The 13,668-nt window shown below is 37.0% G+C and carries 15 protein-coding genes and 1 tRNA gene; 13 read left to right on the top strand and 3 right to left on the bottom strand.

Annotated elements, in window-relative coordinates; all coding sequences use genetic code 11:
* Positions 1–39: 39 nt before the first annotated feature.
* The 4 genes from FB2170_RS01860 (at position 40) to FB2170_RS17270 (ending at position 3,874) form a co-directional block, all read left to right on the top strand.
* Positions 40–2,307, top strand: a complete 2,268-nt coding sequence (locus FB2170_RS01860; protein WP_013304795.1) for an aconitate hydratase — start codon at positions 40–42, stop codon at positions 2,305–2,307.
* A gap of 102 nt (positions 2,308–2,409) precedes the next feature.
* The gene (locus tag FB2170_RS01855; RefSeq protein ID WP_041632980.1) at positions 2,410–2,967 is read left to right on the top strand and encodes a TlpA family protein disulfide reductase; all 558 of its coding nucleotides are present in this window, start codon (positions 2,410–2,412) and stop codon (positions 2,965–2,967) included.
* A gap of 7 nt (positions 2,968–2,974) precedes the next feature.
* Positions 2,975–3,535 carry a TlpA family protein disulfide reductase gene (locus FB2170_RS01850; RefSeq protein ID WP_013304793.1) on the top strand — a complete coding sequence of 187 codons (561 nt, stop codon included), beginning with the start codon at positions 2,975–2,977 and terminating at the stop codon, positions 3,533–3,535.
* Between the two features lie 87 nt (positions 3,536–3,622).
* Positions 3,623–3,874 (top strand): hypothetical protein, encoded by a 252-nt coding sequence (locus tag FB2170_RS17270; protein ID WP_148232039.1) that lies wholly within the window; start codon positions 3,623–3,625, stop codon positions 3,872–3,874.
* Positions 3,875–4,011: 137 nt separating this feature from the next.
* On the opposite strand, the gene FB2170_RS01845 is transcribed toward FB2170_RS17270, so the two are convergent.
* The 3 genes from FB2170_RS01845 to FB2170_RS01835 all read right to left on the bottom strand — a co-directional run bounded on the left by FB2170_RS01845 (position 4,012) and on the right by FB2170_RS01835 (position 5,377).
* Positions 4,012–4,095 (bottom strand) — tRNA-Leu (locus tag FB2170_RS01845).
* Positions 4,096–4,177: 82 nt separating this feature from the next.
* A complete protein-coding gene (locus tag FB2170_RS01840; protein ID WP_013304792.1) occupies positions 4,178–5,119 on the bottom strand; it encodes a L,D-transpeptidase in 942 nt (313 codons plus the stop codon).
* A gap of 21 nt (positions 5,120–5,140) precedes the next feature.
* Positions 5,141–5,377, bottom strand: coding sequence for a hypothetical protein (locus FB2170_RS01835; RefSeq protein ID WP_013304791.1), 237 nt, complete (start codon positions 5,375–5,377; stop codon positions 5,141–5,143).
* 160 nt (positions 5,378–5,537) lie between these two features.
* On the opposite strand from FB2170_RS01835, the gene FB2170_RS01830 reads away from it, so the two are divergent.
* The 9 genes from FB2170_RS01830 to FB2170_RS01790 all read left to right on the top strand — a co-directional run bounded on the left by FB2170_RS01830 (position 5,538) and on the right by FB2170_RS01790 (position 13,651).
* Positions 5,538–6,320 (top strand): MlaE family ABC transporter permease, encoded by a 783-nt coding sequence (locus FB2170_RS01830; protein ID WP_041632979.1) that lies wholly within the window; start codon positions 5,538–5,540, stop codon positions 6,318–6,320.
* 1 nt (position 6,321) lies between these two features.
* Complete coding sequence (locus FB2170_RS01825; protein ID WP_041632978.1) at positions 6,322–7,104, top strand: ABC transporter ATP-binding protein; 783 nt, start codon at positions 6,322–6,324, stop codon at positions 7,102–7,104.
* A 4-nt stretch (positions 7,105–7,108) separates the two neighbouring features.
* The gene (locus FB2170_RS01820) at positions 7,109–8,089 is read left to right on the top strand and encodes an MlaD family protein (protein ID WP_013304787.1); all 981 of its coding nucleotides are present in this window, start codon (positions 7,109–7,111) and stop codon (positions 8,087–8,089) included.
* Between the two features lie 602 nt (positions 8,090–8,691).
* Entirely contained in the window at positions 8,692–9,081 is a 390-nt protein-coding gene (locus FB2170_RS01815; RefSeq protein ID WP_013304786.1) for a DUF302 domain-containing protein, read from the top strand.
* Positions 9,082–9,207: 126 nt separating this feature from the next.
* Positions 9,208–9,819 carry a flavin reductase gene (locus tag FB2170_RS01810; RefSeq protein WP_013304785.1) on the top strand — a complete coding sequence of 204 codons (612 nt, stop codon included), beginning with the start codon at positions 9,208–9,210 and terminating at the stop codon, positions 9,817–9,819.
* A gap of 5 nt (positions 9,820–9,824) precedes the next feature.
* Positions 9,825–10,988, top strand: coding sequence for a M20 family metallopeptidase (locus tag FB2170_RS01805; protein WP_202795953.1), 1,164 nt, complete (start codon positions 9,825–9,827; stop codon positions 10,986–10,988).
* Between the two features lie 12 nt (positions 10,989–11,000).
* Positions 11,001–12,020, top strand: coding sequence for a hypothetical protein (locus FB2170_RS01800; protein WP_013304783.1), 1,020 nt, complete (start codon positions 11,001–11,003; stop codon positions 12,018–12,020).
* A 26-nt stretch (positions 12,021–12,046) separates the two neighbouring features.
* Positions 12,047–12,694: a hypothetical protein gene (locus FB2170_RS01795; protein ID WP_013304782.1), complete on the top strand. Its 648-nt coding sequence runs from the start codon at positions 12,047–12,049 to the stop codon at positions 12,692–12,694.
* 213 nt (positions 12,695–12,907) lie between these two features.
* Complete coding sequence (locus FB2170_RS01790) at positions 12,908–13,651, top strand: slipin family protein (protein WP_013304781.1); 744 nt, start codon at positions 12,908–12,910, stop codon at positions 13,649–13,651.
* Positions 13,652–13,668: the final 17 nt, after the last annotated feature.

The raw sequence follows: 13,668 nt of genomic DNA, 5'->3' as shown, positions 1-13,668 counted from the left end.
TAAATTCGCTGAATTACTTAAACCAAAATATTTCATCATATGGCATTTGATATCGAGATGATTAAAAGTGTTTACGCGAAAATGGCTAGCCGGGTTGATAAGGCTCGTGACATAGTTGGTAAACCACTTACCCTATCTGAGAAAATTTTATATTCCCATCTGTGGGAAGGTACCCCTTCAAAGGCATTTGTTAGAGGTAAAGACTATGTAGACTTTGCTCCGGACCGTATAGCCTGTCAAGATGCTACCGCGCAAATGGCCCTATTGCAATTTATGCAAGCAGGAAAGCCTAAAGTAGCAGTGCCAACCACAGTACATTGTGATCATTTGATTCAGGCAAAGACGGGAGCTGCAGCTGATCTAAAAGTAGCAAACACTACTAGTGCTGAAGTTTTTGATTTCTTGGAATCTGTTTCCAATAAATACGGTATTGGTTTTTGGAAACCAGGTGCAGGTATTATTCATCAAGTAGTATTGGAAAATTATGCTTTCCCAGGAGGAATGATGATTGGAACTGATTCGCATACCGTTAACGCAGGTGGCCTCGGGATGGTTGCCATTGGAGTTGGTGGGGCAGATGCAGTTGATGTTATGGCAGGAATGGCTTGGGAACTGAAATTTCCTAAATTGATTGGGGTTAAGTTGACAGGTAACATATCTGGATGGACCTCTGCTAAAGATGTTATTTTAAAGGTTGCTGGGATTCTTACGGTAAAAGGAGGAACAGGTGCCATCATAGAATATTTTGGAGAAGGTGCTAAAAACCTTTCCTGTACTGGTAAAGGAACAATCTGTAACATGGGAGCAGAAGTTGGTGCTACCACTTCCACTTTTGGTTACGACGAATCTATGGAGCGTTATTTAAGAGCTACGGATAGAAATGGAGTTGCTGATGCCGCTAATGCCGTCAAAGAATATTTGACAGCGGATGATGAGGTTTATGCCAATCCTGAGCAGTATTTTGATGAAGTATTAGAAATAAATTTAGATGAATTAAGACCTCATTTGAATGGCCCTTTTACTCCAGATTTGGCAACTCCAATTGGTGAATTGGGAGCTAAGGCTAGAGAAAATGGATGGCCTATTCAAGTTGATTGGGGATTGATAGGTTCTTGTACGAACTCTTCCTATGAGGATTTATCTCGTGCGGCTTCTATCGCCAAACAGGCTGTTGCTAAAAAGATAAAACCGAAATCGGATTTTGGAATCAACCCTGGCTCCGAGCAGATTAGATTTACTGCACAACGCGATGGGCTTTTGGAAACTTTTGAAAATTTAGGAGCAACGGTGTTTACGAATGCTTGTGGGCCTTGTATTGGACAATGGGATAGAAGTGACTTAAAAGGTGATGAAAAGAACACTATTGTGCATTCTTTCAACCGTAACTTTTCTAAAAGAGCTGACGGTAACCCTAATACCCACGCATTTGTCGGTTCACCAGAAATGGTAGCGGCAATCGCAATTTCAGGTAGGTTGGATTTTGACCCAATGAATGACACATTGATCAATGAAGATGGTGAAGAGGTAAAATTGGATGAGCCAATGGGTATAGAACTTCCGCCACAAGGATTCGCTGTTGAAGATGCAGGTTATTTGGCTCCGGATGAAGATGGATCAGGAGTTGAAGTTAAGGTTAGTCCTACATCAGAGCGACTACAATTACTAGAACCTTTTATGCCAATTAAGCCTGAGCAATTACAAGGAGTTAAATTACTGATAAAAGCTTTTGGAAAATGTACTACAGACCATATTTCTATGGCAGGACCTTGGTTACGTTTTCGTGGACATCTAGATAATATTGCCAATAACACTTTGATTGGTGCGGTTAATGCTTTTAATAAGAAAACCAATTTCGTCAAGAATCAATTGACTGGTGAATATGGTGGTGTTCCTGATACGCAAAGAGCTTACAAAGCGGAGAATATAAAGTCGATTGTCGTAGGTGACCATAATTATGGTGAGGGTTCGTCTAGAGAACATGCAGCAATGCAACCAAGACAACTTGGTGTAGCTGCAGTACTGGTTAAGTCATTTGCTCGAATTCATGAGACAAACCTTAAGAAACAAGGTATGTTAGGTTTGACTTTTGCAAACGAAGCGGATTATGATTTAATACAAGAAGATGATACTTTCAACTTTGTTGATATTGCTGATTTTTCTCCAGGAAAACCTTTGACATTGGAGGTTGTTCATGCTGATGGTACTAAAGATACCATTATTGCAAATCATACGTATAATGAGTCACAGATTGGCTGGTTCAAACAAGGTTCAGCTTTGAACGTAATTAAAAGAGAAAACGCAGCTTAAGCAATGGTTTAGAATTGCCTAAGTGTAAATAATATACTTTTTAATAATAAAAACTCTCGATTTTTATCGGGAGTTTTTTAGTTTTGGATAAAACCCCATATGATGATAATAAGCAAAAAAACACTTCTTAATATTCTGCTTATTGCGTTTGTTTTGGCTTTTTTTGTGACACCTTTGGGTCATTTTGGAAAGGTTTTTCTCAATCAAATTTTTGCTGGTACTCCTGTAATAATTGAAGAATCATCCAGACAGCAGTTGCAATCTTACAATTGGAAATTAAAAGATCCCAACTGGGATTATTTTAATCTAGATCGATCAAAAGGAAAAGTGTTGTTCGTTAATTTTTGGGCATCTTGGAGATTGCCCTGCGAAGCAGAATTAAAAGGAATACAGAAATTATATAATGATTATGGTGATAAAGTGGATTTTTACATCATTACCAATGAAGAAAAGGCGCCTGTGGAGGAGTTTATGAGATTGAAGAAATTTGATTTTCCTCTTACTTATTTGATTATTGGAGAACCAGCACCTTTTGAAATTTTAGAACCACCTGCATCTTATATTATTGACAAAAATGGATTTATTGTTGTTAAAGAAAAGGATATTGCTAGTTGGGACACAGGTAAAATTAGGGAGTTATTGGATAATTTGATCAAATAAGGGCATTATGAAATTAGGTAAAAAACAATGGCTTAATATCGCTTTACTCATTGGGGTAGGTTTGTTTCTTTTTACCCCAGTGGGCTTTCATGCTCGCGTGTTTGTTGGGAGGTTACTTTCGACTAGCGCCTCGGTTATAAAGCCAGAACTACAAATGCCTATAGAAAATTATGATTGGCAATTGGTTAATGACAAAGGTCAGAACTTCAATTTCAAAAGTACCAAAAACAAAGTTGTTGTAATTAACTTTTGGGCTACATGGTGTCCACCCTGTATAGCAGAAATGCCAAGTTTTCAGAATTTGTATGATGACTATAGCGATAAGGTTGATTTTATGTTCGTGGCCAAAGATAAAGCTGAAAAAGTATCAGCCTTTATGATAAAGAAAGATTATAATTTACCGGTTTATTATTCAAAGGATGAGGCCCCGAGTTTGTTGACATCGAAAACAATACCAACTACCTATGTGTTGGATAAAGAGGGTAGAATTGTTGTAGCAGAGACAGGCGTAGCAGATTGGAATAGTAATAAGATCAGAAAACTTTTAGATGAACTTATAAGAAAGTAATTATCATTTTAATTATGATACTTGTCATATTTACCGCAGAATTGTGTGTGTAATTTTATACTAAGATGCTGATTTTTATTTGCTGTTATGGTGATAGAGGATTACAAAACACTTTCGATTCCCGAACAATGGTTCGAGGTTTTTGGGTATGGGAGATTCTTGATCACTATCCAGACCCCCATGTGCAATTATTCCCTCTATTCACTGCATAGCTTTTTTGTCGAGGTCGTTTCTGACCCTTTATCTAATAATCCAATATCGAGCAAGCCTTTTTGTGATGGGAGTGATTTGGAAAAGTACATCAATGATTTTGATGTCAAGTGTTTTGAATCATTATGATAGCTTGTTGAACTTCCTTAATCAACAAGCAACTTAGATGACAATTGGTCAAAACCACTTAGAAATTTGCTTTGAAACACTTTTCTTTTTTTGGAAAATTAGTACCCCATAAACATTTGTGATTTACGGGTGCTTAGTGCGCACGAGAAGACTCGAACTTCCACGACCTAATGGTCACTAGCCCCTCAAGCTAGCGCGTCTACCAATTCCGCCACGTGCGCATGAATTTTGGTCTGCAAATATAGGAAGGTGTAATTGAAGATAAAACTTATTGTTTGTTTTTATTTTAGTGGAAACTTAAGTTCATGGGCTTATTTGATAAATGTCTTTCAAGAGCACTTCGGCACCATTGTCATCGATAACTTTTAAATTGTATCGAATAACAATTTCAGTCCCGATCGGGCATTGATAATAAATTCGCCATGCATCTGATTCTTTGACACCAATACAGCCGTTTGAATATGCCTTACCAAGCGATTTAGGGTTTGTGGTGGGGTGAATAAGCTGTCCATTCCTAATACCATTGATTTCTGTAACTATCCATGGTATTTGCGGCATTAAAGTTGTTTTGCCATCATCCCTACGTGTTCTAAAGAATTGTGTACCTGTTACTGGATTATAAAAATCGGGATTTCTCCTATATTCGATTACCATCCCATTACCTTGTTTTGTTCTAAGATCGGTGAACCTGTCACCCATTTTTAAGTATTTTATTCTATTCTGGCCTATTCTTATTGGGTATGTAGATAAAAGAAGTGAGTCTTTGTAAACGCGTAGCTTGTATTCGGGCAAGTTTATATCTATTCTAATCTTGTCAAAATGCTCTGAGATGGTACACGCTTCCAATGAGTCGGGAATAATTATGCTATCTCTTGGTTGAAAGACAATCATTCTTTGCTGATTGTAAACAAAAGAATCCCTTTGCATCATATTATAATAATCAGTGTGTGCCAAGGTATCTATTATCCAAGAATTTGACTTTACCAGTATATGTTCTGAGAGTTGGTAAGGGGTTTTTGATTCGTGAACTGCGACCAATGAATCCATGAAATCAAAATACCGAGCAATGGGAATGGTGTCATTGATAGTTACATACTTTTTAGATATGGTTTTTTCTATTACAACTGGATCTAGAATAGGTTCGATGGCGTTCTTCTCTCTTCTTATTTCCAACAGTTTAGAAATCGTAATTGTAATCAAAAGTAGCAGAAGCAAAGTCAATGTATATCGAAGTCTTTTAGACATTTGGTCAATAATTTGATTATTTCAAGGCTTACGGTTTTTATCTAACTCATGGGTGTTGTTGATAACATGATATCCCATTTCACCAAGTTCCCTGCGGACCGTCTCAAGTACATTTCTGTTTAAATACTCAAAAGATATAAGTCGATTCTCTGGATTCACGCTGGCATTCCAAATATTCATTCCAAATTGAAATCGTTCTAAAATCACTTTTTCATCCAAAGGGGAAATGGCCTGTTGTACTTCAAAAGTTGTTTTCATGATGTTTTGATCTTTGCACTAATTTATTTGATCATTAGAACGTACGAAATGAGCAAGGTCATATTAACATTGAATGACATCATGGAAGGTGATCCAAATCATTTAGTAAAAACTATGTTGAAACTATATTTGATTGATTCCTTTTCAAATGTATTTGAAGATGGCATACACAATTCAATCCGTCCAAAAGTTAAGGCAGTTCTTTGTTGAAATAGGGGAACTTTCCAATTTTGCTATGCGTTTTTTTAAAGAAGCATTGAAACCCCCTTATGAGTTCAAAGAGCTATTACGCCAGTGCTATAATATGGGTAATAGATCACTAGTTTTAGTTGGGGTAACTGGCTTTATTATTGGTTTAGTACTCACTTTGCAGTCGAGACCCACACTTATTGAGTTTGGGGCTGTTTCATGGATGCCCAATATGGTGGGTATCTCTATTGTGCGGGAAATTGGACCGGTAATAACTGCATTGATTTGTGCCGGGAGAATAGCTTCTGGGATAGGGGCAGAACTGGGTTCTATGAGGGTAACTGAACAAATAGATGCTATGGAAGTCTCTGGCACCAATCCTTTTAAATATTTGGTAGTTACACGAATAATGGCAACAACTCTTATGCTCCCTTTATTGGTGATTTTTGGTGATTTAGTTGCGCTATATGGATCGGCCCTGGTTGAAAATTTAAAAGGGAATGTTTCATTTCAGCTTTATTTCAATACCGTTTTTGATGCCCTTGAATTTGGAGATTTAATACCCGCTACCATAAAATCCTTTTTCTTCGGATTCACCATTGGTTTAGTTGGTTGTTATAAGGGATATTATAGCAAAAAAGGAACAGCAGGTGTAGGGGTTGCCGCTAATACCGCCGTGGTATTGGCATCACTGCTGTTGTTTTTTGTGGATTTTATAGCAGTTTTTGTATCTGATATTTTTTATGATTTGTGATATGCTGGAAAAAGAGAAAATATTGAAAAAAACATCCGTGGTAATTGGGAATAAACCAGTTATAGACATTCGTGATCTAAGGAAAAGCTTTGGAAATAATAAGGTTCTAAATGGTTTTTCCTTGAAGCTTCATGAGGGTGAAAACCTTGTGGTCATGGGTAAATCCGGTTCTGGTAAATCTGTGATGATTAAATGCCTGGTAGGCCTTATGCAAGCAGATAGTGGTTACCTCTCGGTAATGGGTAAGGAGATTAAAACTCTAGACAGAAAAACTTTGGACGAATTACGTTCAGATATTGGTTTTTTATTTCAAGGGAGTGCCCTTTATGATTCTATGACAGTTCGTGAAAACCTTGAGTTTCCTATGCGAAGACATAAAGAGAAATTAGGAAGTGTGGTAGATACGACGCCATTGGTATTGGAGGCACTTGAAAATGTTGGTCTGGCAGACACTATGGATCTAATGCCATCTGAGCTGTCAGGTGGCATGAAGAGGCGTGTAGCACTGGCCAGGACTTTGATTTTAAAGCCTAAAATTATTTTGTATGATGAACCAACAAGTGGTTTGGACCCAATTACGGCAAAGGAAATAATAGAACTCATGCGAAGTATTCAAAAAAAGTACGGAACCTCCTCATTGATAATTACCCACGATGTTGATTGTGCTCGGGTTATCTCGGAACGTATGGTCTTACTGGTTGATGGTATTAATTATGCGGAAGGTACGTATAGTGAATTATCAAAATCTACCGACCCAAAAGTCGAGGCATTTTTTAAAAAATAAAATTATGGCTAAAACATCTTTAGAAAACTTGAAATTGGGAGTATTTGTAGTATTCGGAACCATTCTGTTGGTAACCGTTGCTTATTTGATTGGTAACAGACAGAACATGTTTGGACAAACCTTTACAATCAGTGCAGTGTTCAATAATGCAAACGGACTCCAAAACGGAAATAATGTTCGTTTCTCTGGTATTAATGTGGGAACCGTAAAAGCTATAGATATGGTTAATGACACTACTATAAGAGTTTCAATGATAATTGAAAAAAAGATGTTGAACCATATTCGAAAAGACGCCATAGCAACTATTGGATCGGACGGTCTGGTGGGGAGTATGATTCTTAATATAATCCCGGGTGAGGGGTCGTCACCTTTAATAGTTGAGGGTGATAAGCTGCAATCCTACAGTAGAATTGCGACTCAGGACATGTTGAGTACTTTGAATACCACCAATGAAAATGCAGCAATTTTGACTGCCAATTTGTTAAAAGTGACACAAGCCATGACGAAGGGACGGGGAACCATGGGTAGATTATTGAATGATACTTTAATGGCAGGTGACTTAAAAGCAACTCTTGAAAATTTAAAAAATGCCAGTCATGAAGCTAACAATATGATTAAGAAACTAAACCTAACGATAAGTAAAATCAACAATGAAGATAGTGTCTTTGCAGTATTGTTAAACGATTCGCTAAACGGGGTGAAAATGAAAAACATACTTTCCAATATGGAAAAATCCAGTATCGATATTAATGAACTAACCAAAAACTTGAATGTTGTTGTAGATGATATGACAAATGGTAAGGGAGCTATGAATTATTTGGTTATGGACACTGTCTTGGTAAAAAGCTTAAAGAATACTATTAGGAATATAGAAGAGGGTTCAGGTCGCTTTAATGAAAATATGGAGGCATTGAAGCATAATTTTCTTACCAGAAGATATTTTAAAAAAATAGAGAAAAGAAAAGAGAAAAGTCAAGTAGATTAATGAGTATTTTAACTTTCTTGTATTCAATGATTTAGGACCTATATTAATTTATTTTTATACCTGTCTGGAATGTATAATTGCTCTAATGGAAAAAAATTACCTGAACTGATCTATATCATTTCATTTGAGAAAATCAGATTATATATTTGGCTAATTGTTATAGTAAAAGTTCATTTGACATTCGAAAAACATACTTGTTATTCATGGGGAGTAATAAGGGTTTGTATATGAAGATATAAAAGATACCATTGCACTGGGCGTTTTTTTGTAATGGCTTGGCAACAAGTTCGGAGAATAAACTGCCAACAAGTGTTTATTAGGCAGAATTTATATCTTCTGGAAACCGGGACACGAGGTGTTCCGGTTTCTTTTAAAAAATTAATGACATTGATTTTTATTGTCGCAAGACCGTATAGATCATAGTTGGGAAGTCAATGTAGTCATTTGCAAAAAAATCAATTGGTTAAGTTGTTTTAGTAATAACGTGATTTAAAGAATTGTTTGATTGTTTTGATGAATATGATTTCCTAATAGGAAACGGGCACGCGTAGCGTGCCTGTTTCTGCTTTGGGTCGTATCACAGATTACCTTAATAAAATAAAATGGATTATTATTTCAACAAAACACTTACTAATTTGTCTTTCGACGAAGTAGTTGACAAAACAACGCTAGCCTTAAAGGAAGAGGGTTTTGGTATACTCACCGAAATAGATATTAAAACGACATTGAAAAATAAATTGGATATCAACTTCCCTAATTATAAAATCCTGGGTGCTTGTAATCCACCCTTTGCACATAAAGCCTTACTGGCCGAAAACAAAATTGGAACGATGTTGCCCTGTAATGTAATTGTCCGCGAAACTGAAAATGGCAGTATTGAAGTTGCTGCCGTAGACCCTATTGTATCTATGATGGGTATAAAGAATAAAGACCTTGGTGAAATAGCTAATGAGGTTAGAAATAAGTTAAAAAAAGCAGTTGATAATTTGTAGGGCACACAATTAATCATAATTAGTTGTTTGGTTCCATTATCGTTGGTCACCAGCTGACCAAAATCATTACCTCCTTTTGTATTGAATTGTATTTTTATTGATAGTGGAATACAATTGTAATACATCATGGATGTTCTTCAAAAAGATAATATAATCTCGTTGGATGTTAGGTTGCCTATCTGGGAACACTTTTTTACTGTCGCTCCTTTAGTTGTCATTGGCACTAAGGAAAAAGAGGGGTATGATCTTGCGCCAAAACACATGGCCACACCTTTAGGGTTTGGCAATTATTTTGGTTTCGTTTGTACACCTAGGCATGGTACATATCAAAATGTGAAGACAAACAAGGAATTTTCGGTCAGTTTTCCGAGACCAGATCAGATAGTAACCACCTCTTTAACCTCATCCCCCCGTTCTGAACAGATTTCTAAATCGCATGCAATTATTGAGGTATTGCCAATTGTCAAGGCAACCACAATGGATGTGCCAATGATTAAAGATGCTTATTTGTTCTTTGAATGTGAACTATTCAAAATAATCGACGGTTTTGATGATTATTGTATCATTTCTGGCACGATAAAAGCAGCACATGTGCATAAGAATTATCTTAGGGTATTCGAAAAAGACGAACAGGAACAGCTGCATGAAAATCCATTGCTGGCTTATATAGCTTCAGGTCGTTTTGCAAAAATTTCTGATACCTACAGTTTTCCATTTCCTAAGGACTTTAAAAGATGATTGCGATGACCATAAATATAGCAGCGGAGATTTTAGCATATTTCAAGGCAAATAAAGATAAAATGATCGGTTTCCTTGAAAAATTAGTCCAATATGAGTCCCCATCTGATGACCCAAATTCACAAAAACCAATACTAGAATTCTTGGAAAGTAAACTGAACTCTCTTGGATATTTTACGCTTTTTGTTCCTGGAAAAAATACTGGCGGATTTTTATATGCCAGACCGCAAAATAGGGATAGAAAAAAAAACTTACAATTATTATTAGGTCATTGTGATACTGTATGGACAAAGAATACATTGCTAAAGATGCCTATTTCAGAAAATAACGGTAAGATGACCGGTCCTGGAGTTTATGACATGAAGGCAGGATTGACCCAAATATTATTTTCGCTAAAGGCAATTCATGAGATGTCTTTGCAATCCCATCTCACTCCCGTAGTCCTAATCAATTCTGATGAGGAAATTGGCAGCAGGGAATCATGGCATATTATCAAGAGACTATCAATTATTTCCGAACGTACATTTGTTATGGAACCTCCTTTAGGTCTTGAAGGAAAATTGAAAACCGCCCGTAAAGGATTAGGACGATTCACAATAACGGTTAATGGAAAGGCCGCCCATGCTGGTTTAGATCCTGGAAAGGGGATAAATGCAATTGTAGAACTTTCACACCAGGTACAAAAATTGTTTGCCATGAACGATTTTGATAAGGGGATAACAGTAAATGTTGGAACCATTCAAGGAGGTATTTCTCCGAATGTGGTGGCACCTGAGAGTAAGGCTGTGATCGATGTTAGAGTACAAAATAAAGAAGACGGAGAATTAATAACGAAACAGATTTATGGGTTAGAACCGAGCATTCCTGATGTGGTAATTAAGATTGAGGGAGGAATTGGCCGACCGCCTATGGAGCGTACAACTCGAAACCAGAAACTATGGCAACTCGCTAAAACCAAAGCCTTATTATTGGGTTTAGAACTGCAACAAGCTACTGCCGGTGGAGGTTCAGATGGTAATACTACGAGTACATATACCGCTACTCTGGATGGTCTAGGCACAACGGGAGATGGCGCACATGCACTACACGAGTTTATATTTTTAGACCAGTTACCAGAAAGAGCAGCCTTGCTAACATTATTACTATTGTCAGATTCATTGGAGAATTAAAGAAGCTCAATTATGAACTATAAATACATATTTACATCCTTGACACGAATTTCTGATTTGGCAGAAAAAGAATTTCAATTGAAAGAACTACCAAAGAAACAATGGGAAACTGGGGATTATGTGGTATGTAAAATAGTGAATGCAGGAAGTGAAACTTTGAAGTTGGAGTTGCCAAATGGAAGAATGCGTGGGATAATCGGGGGAGAGACTATTGTTGGAGCCCTAGGTGACCGTTTTGCAACTTTGGAAGCCACCGGGACCTGGAGAAACGTTGAAGATGACCTTAAAATGACCGTATTGACAGGAGCTGGATTATTGGGTAAAATGACATCAAAGTCAGTTTTTATACCTCAAATGATGCAAGTGATTTATTTAGGACATGCCTTTAGGGGGGCAAAAAAACTGACCATGGAAAGTTTTGTTAAGCCAATACTCACTCTTCCATACAAAACACCTGTGGTGCTGTTTGTTGGCACGTCAATGTCAGCAGGTAAAACCACTTCGGCTAGAATTGTTACAAATTTATTCAAACAGGCAGGTCATAAGGTAGTTGGGGCCAAACTTAGCGGGGCAGGAAGGTACAAGGACATTCTGGCGATAAAGGATGTTGGTGCTGACGCTATTTATGATTTTGTTGATGTAGGATTGCCTTCATCTATTTGTCCACAGGAGAAATTCCAGAAAAAATTAAATCAATTATTGAGTAGAATTGAACTGCATAAAGCGGATATTGCTATTGTTGAAATAGGTGCCTCACCTTTGGAACCGTATAACGGGGATGTAGCCATTGAAAGGCTTCGAGAGCATATTAAATGTATAGTTCTTAGTGCCTCTGACCCCTATGCTGTTTACGGATTGATGAAAGCTTTTGATATTGTCCCAAATATTGTAACCGGTGTTGCAAGTAATACTTTGGGAGGCAAAAGATTGGTTGAGCAACTTTGCAAGGTTAAAAGCTTGAATTTAATTGATTCAACAACAACTAAAGAATTGAAACGAATCATAACGGCTACCACTGGTTTCAGTTTATAAAAATTTGGACACTGAACAAAGAGTTCATGAAAATCACGCCTAAAGCTCCTAAGCCCAAGATTTTGTTATTACCATTAATTGGTATGTTGCTCTTTGTCATTCTCTACATTTTGGCCGCCCTGGACTATCCGGGTGGTTCATGGTTAATGCCCGATCAAAATGGTTTTAGTTTTTGGAACAATTATTTATGTGACCTATTAGATGAAAATGCTATTAACGGCGAATTTAATCCTGCCCGTTATTATGCTATAGCCTCATTGACGTTACTTTGCTTTAGCCTTGCGTTACTATGGTATTACTTACCTAATCTATTTAGCGGGGAGAATTTTAATCAGAATATTATGTGGCTATCAGGAATTGTGTCCTTGATTGTTACTGCGTTTCTGTCCTCGGGAACTCACGATGTTACGGTCCGGATTGCTGGTGTTTTTGGGGTTATTGCTTTTATTACATGTTTTATGGAATTATATATGGAGAAGTATTTTAAACTTGTTATCTATGGGGGTATATGCCTTCTAATTTTTTTGACCAACTACTATATCTATGAAACAGGAATATTTCTTAATGCCCTTCCAGTAATCCAGAAAATAACTTTCATAAGCTGTATCATTTGGTTTGTATCATTGGATTTAGCTTTTTATAAAAAATTGCTAACGGATCATGCAAACAAGTAGGAAAAGGCTTGAAATAGAGGTGTTGTGATAGCTCTTATACCGTGTTTTTTTCGTAACTTTAAAAGAATGGTTAATTGGCTAACATAAGTTAAAAGCATACTTCTGGTTTTGTTGGGTTTTATCAGTTCTTAGCCAAATTTCATTATGATTTGCATATTATTGATACCGTTGGATTGTCCAAAACGGTACAAAACATCACATAAATTCTACATTATGAATCCATTAGTATTGTTCTCCATTATTTTCATTTTATTCATTGCGGCGGGAATTAGAATTGTCTTTGAATATAAAAGAGCCTTGAAATTTCGTTTCGGCAAGTATGTGAAAACATTACAACCAGGTTTCCGATGGATTATCCCCTTTGTTGAAACCATCCAGGTGGTAGATATTCGTGTTATAACCATTAATGTGGTTTCACAAGAAGTTATGACCGAAGATAATGTGCCTTGTAGTATTGATGGTGTTGTATTTTTTAAGATAAGTGATCCAGAAAAGGCCGTTTTGGAGGTAGAAGAGTTTTCCTTCGCCATTACCCAACTCTCACAAGCAGCCCTTAGAGATGTTTGTGGTAAAGTAGAACTTGATACCATTTTATCCAAACGGGAAGAAATGGGCAAGAATATCAAAAGTATTGTGGAGACTGAAACCCATCATTGGGGCATTGAGATTATTGATGTAAAGATCAAGGATATTCAACTTCCTGAAAACATGAGAAGAATGATGGCCAATCAAGCTGAAGCCGAGAGGTCAAGAAGAGCCAGAATAATTCTGGCGGAAGCTGAGGAACAAGCTGCAGCAAAGCTGCTGGAGGCCGGCCTTCAAATAGATAAATCTCCATCTGCGATAAAGCTAAGGTTATATCAAACATTATCTAATATAGCCGCAGAAAAGAATTCTACAATTCTATTCCCATTCCCTGAGGAAGTTTTGCCAAGAAATAAAAAAGGGGAAGAGTAGGGTTGTAATGTGAGTTT

The sequence above is a fragment of the Maribacter sp. HTCC2170 genome, from assembly GCF_000153165.2.
In the GTDB taxonomy this organism is placed as follows: Bacteria; Bacteroidota; Bacteroidia; order Flavobacteriales; family Flavobacteriaceae; genus Maribacter_A.
Note: the sequence above shows the minus strand (reverse complement) of the source record. Positions and strands in the feature narration are given on the sequence as shown.

What these genes read in the sequence shown, in the direction of transcription:
- FB2170_RS01860 (WP_013304795.1), top strand. Translation starts at nt 40, where the DNA reads ATGGCATTTGATATCGAGATGATTAAAAGTGTTTACGCGAAAATGGCT.
- FB2170_RS01820 (WP_013304787.1), top strand. Translation starts at nt 7,109, where the DNA reads ATGGCTAAAACATCTTTAGAAAACTTGAAATTGGGAGTATTTGTAGTA.
- FB2170_RS01830 (WP_041632979.1), top strand. Translation starts at nt 5,538, where the DNA reads ATGGCATACACAATTCAATCCGTCCAAAAGTTAAGGCAGTTCTTTGTT.
- FB2170_RS01800 (WP_013304783.1), top strand. Translation starts at nt 11,001, where the DNA reads ATGAACTATAAATACATATTTACATCCTTGACACGAATTTCTGATTTG.
- FB2170_RS01810 (WP_013304785.1), top strand. Translation starts at nt 9,208, where the DNA reads ATGGATGTTCTTCAAAAAGATAATATAATCTCGTTGGATGTTAGGTTG.
- FB2170_RS17270 (WP_148232039.1), top strand. Translation starts at nt 3,623, where the DNA reads ATGGTGATAGAGGATTACAAAACACTTTCGATTCCCGAACAATGGTTC.
- FB2170_RS01805 (WP_202795953.1), top strand. Translation starts at nt 9,825, where the DNA reads ATGACCATAAATATAGCAGCGGAGATTTTAGCATATTTCAAGGCAAAT.
- FB2170_RS01850 (WP_013304793.1), top strand. Translation starts at nt 2,975, where the DNA reads ATGAAATTAGGTAAAAAACAATGGCTTAATATCGCTTTACTCATTGGG.
- FB2170_RS01815 (WP_013304786.1), top strand. Translation starts at nt 8,692, where the DNA reads ATGGATTATTATTTCAACAAAACACTTACTAATTTGTCTTTCGACGAA.
- FB2170_RS01835 (WP_013304791.1), bottom strand. Translation starts at nt 5,377, where the DNA reads ATGAAAACAACTTTTGAAGTACAACAGGCCATTTCCCCTTTGGATGAA.
- FB2170_RS01855 (WP_041632980.1), top strand. Translation starts at nt 2,410, where the DNA reads ATGATAATAAGCAAAAAAACACTTCTTAATATTCTGCTTATTGCGTTT.
- FB2170_RS01795 (WP_013304782.1), top strand. Translation starts at nt 12,047, where the DNA reads ATGAAAATCACGCCTAAAGCTCCTAAGCCCAAGATTTTGTTATTACCA.
- FB2170_RS01825 (WP_041632978.1), top strand. Translation starts at nt 6,322, where the DNA reads ATGCTGGAAAAAGAGAAAATATTGAAAAAAACATCCGTGGTAATTGGG.
- FB2170_RS01790 (WP_013304781.1), top strand. Translation starts at nt 12,908, where the DNA reads ATGAATCCATTAGTATTGTTCTCCATTATTTTCATTTTATTCATTGCG.
- FB2170_RS01840 (WP_013304792.1), bottom strand. Translation starts at nt 5,119, where the DNA reads ATGTCTAAAAGACTTCGATATACATTGACTTTGCTTCTGCTACTTTTG.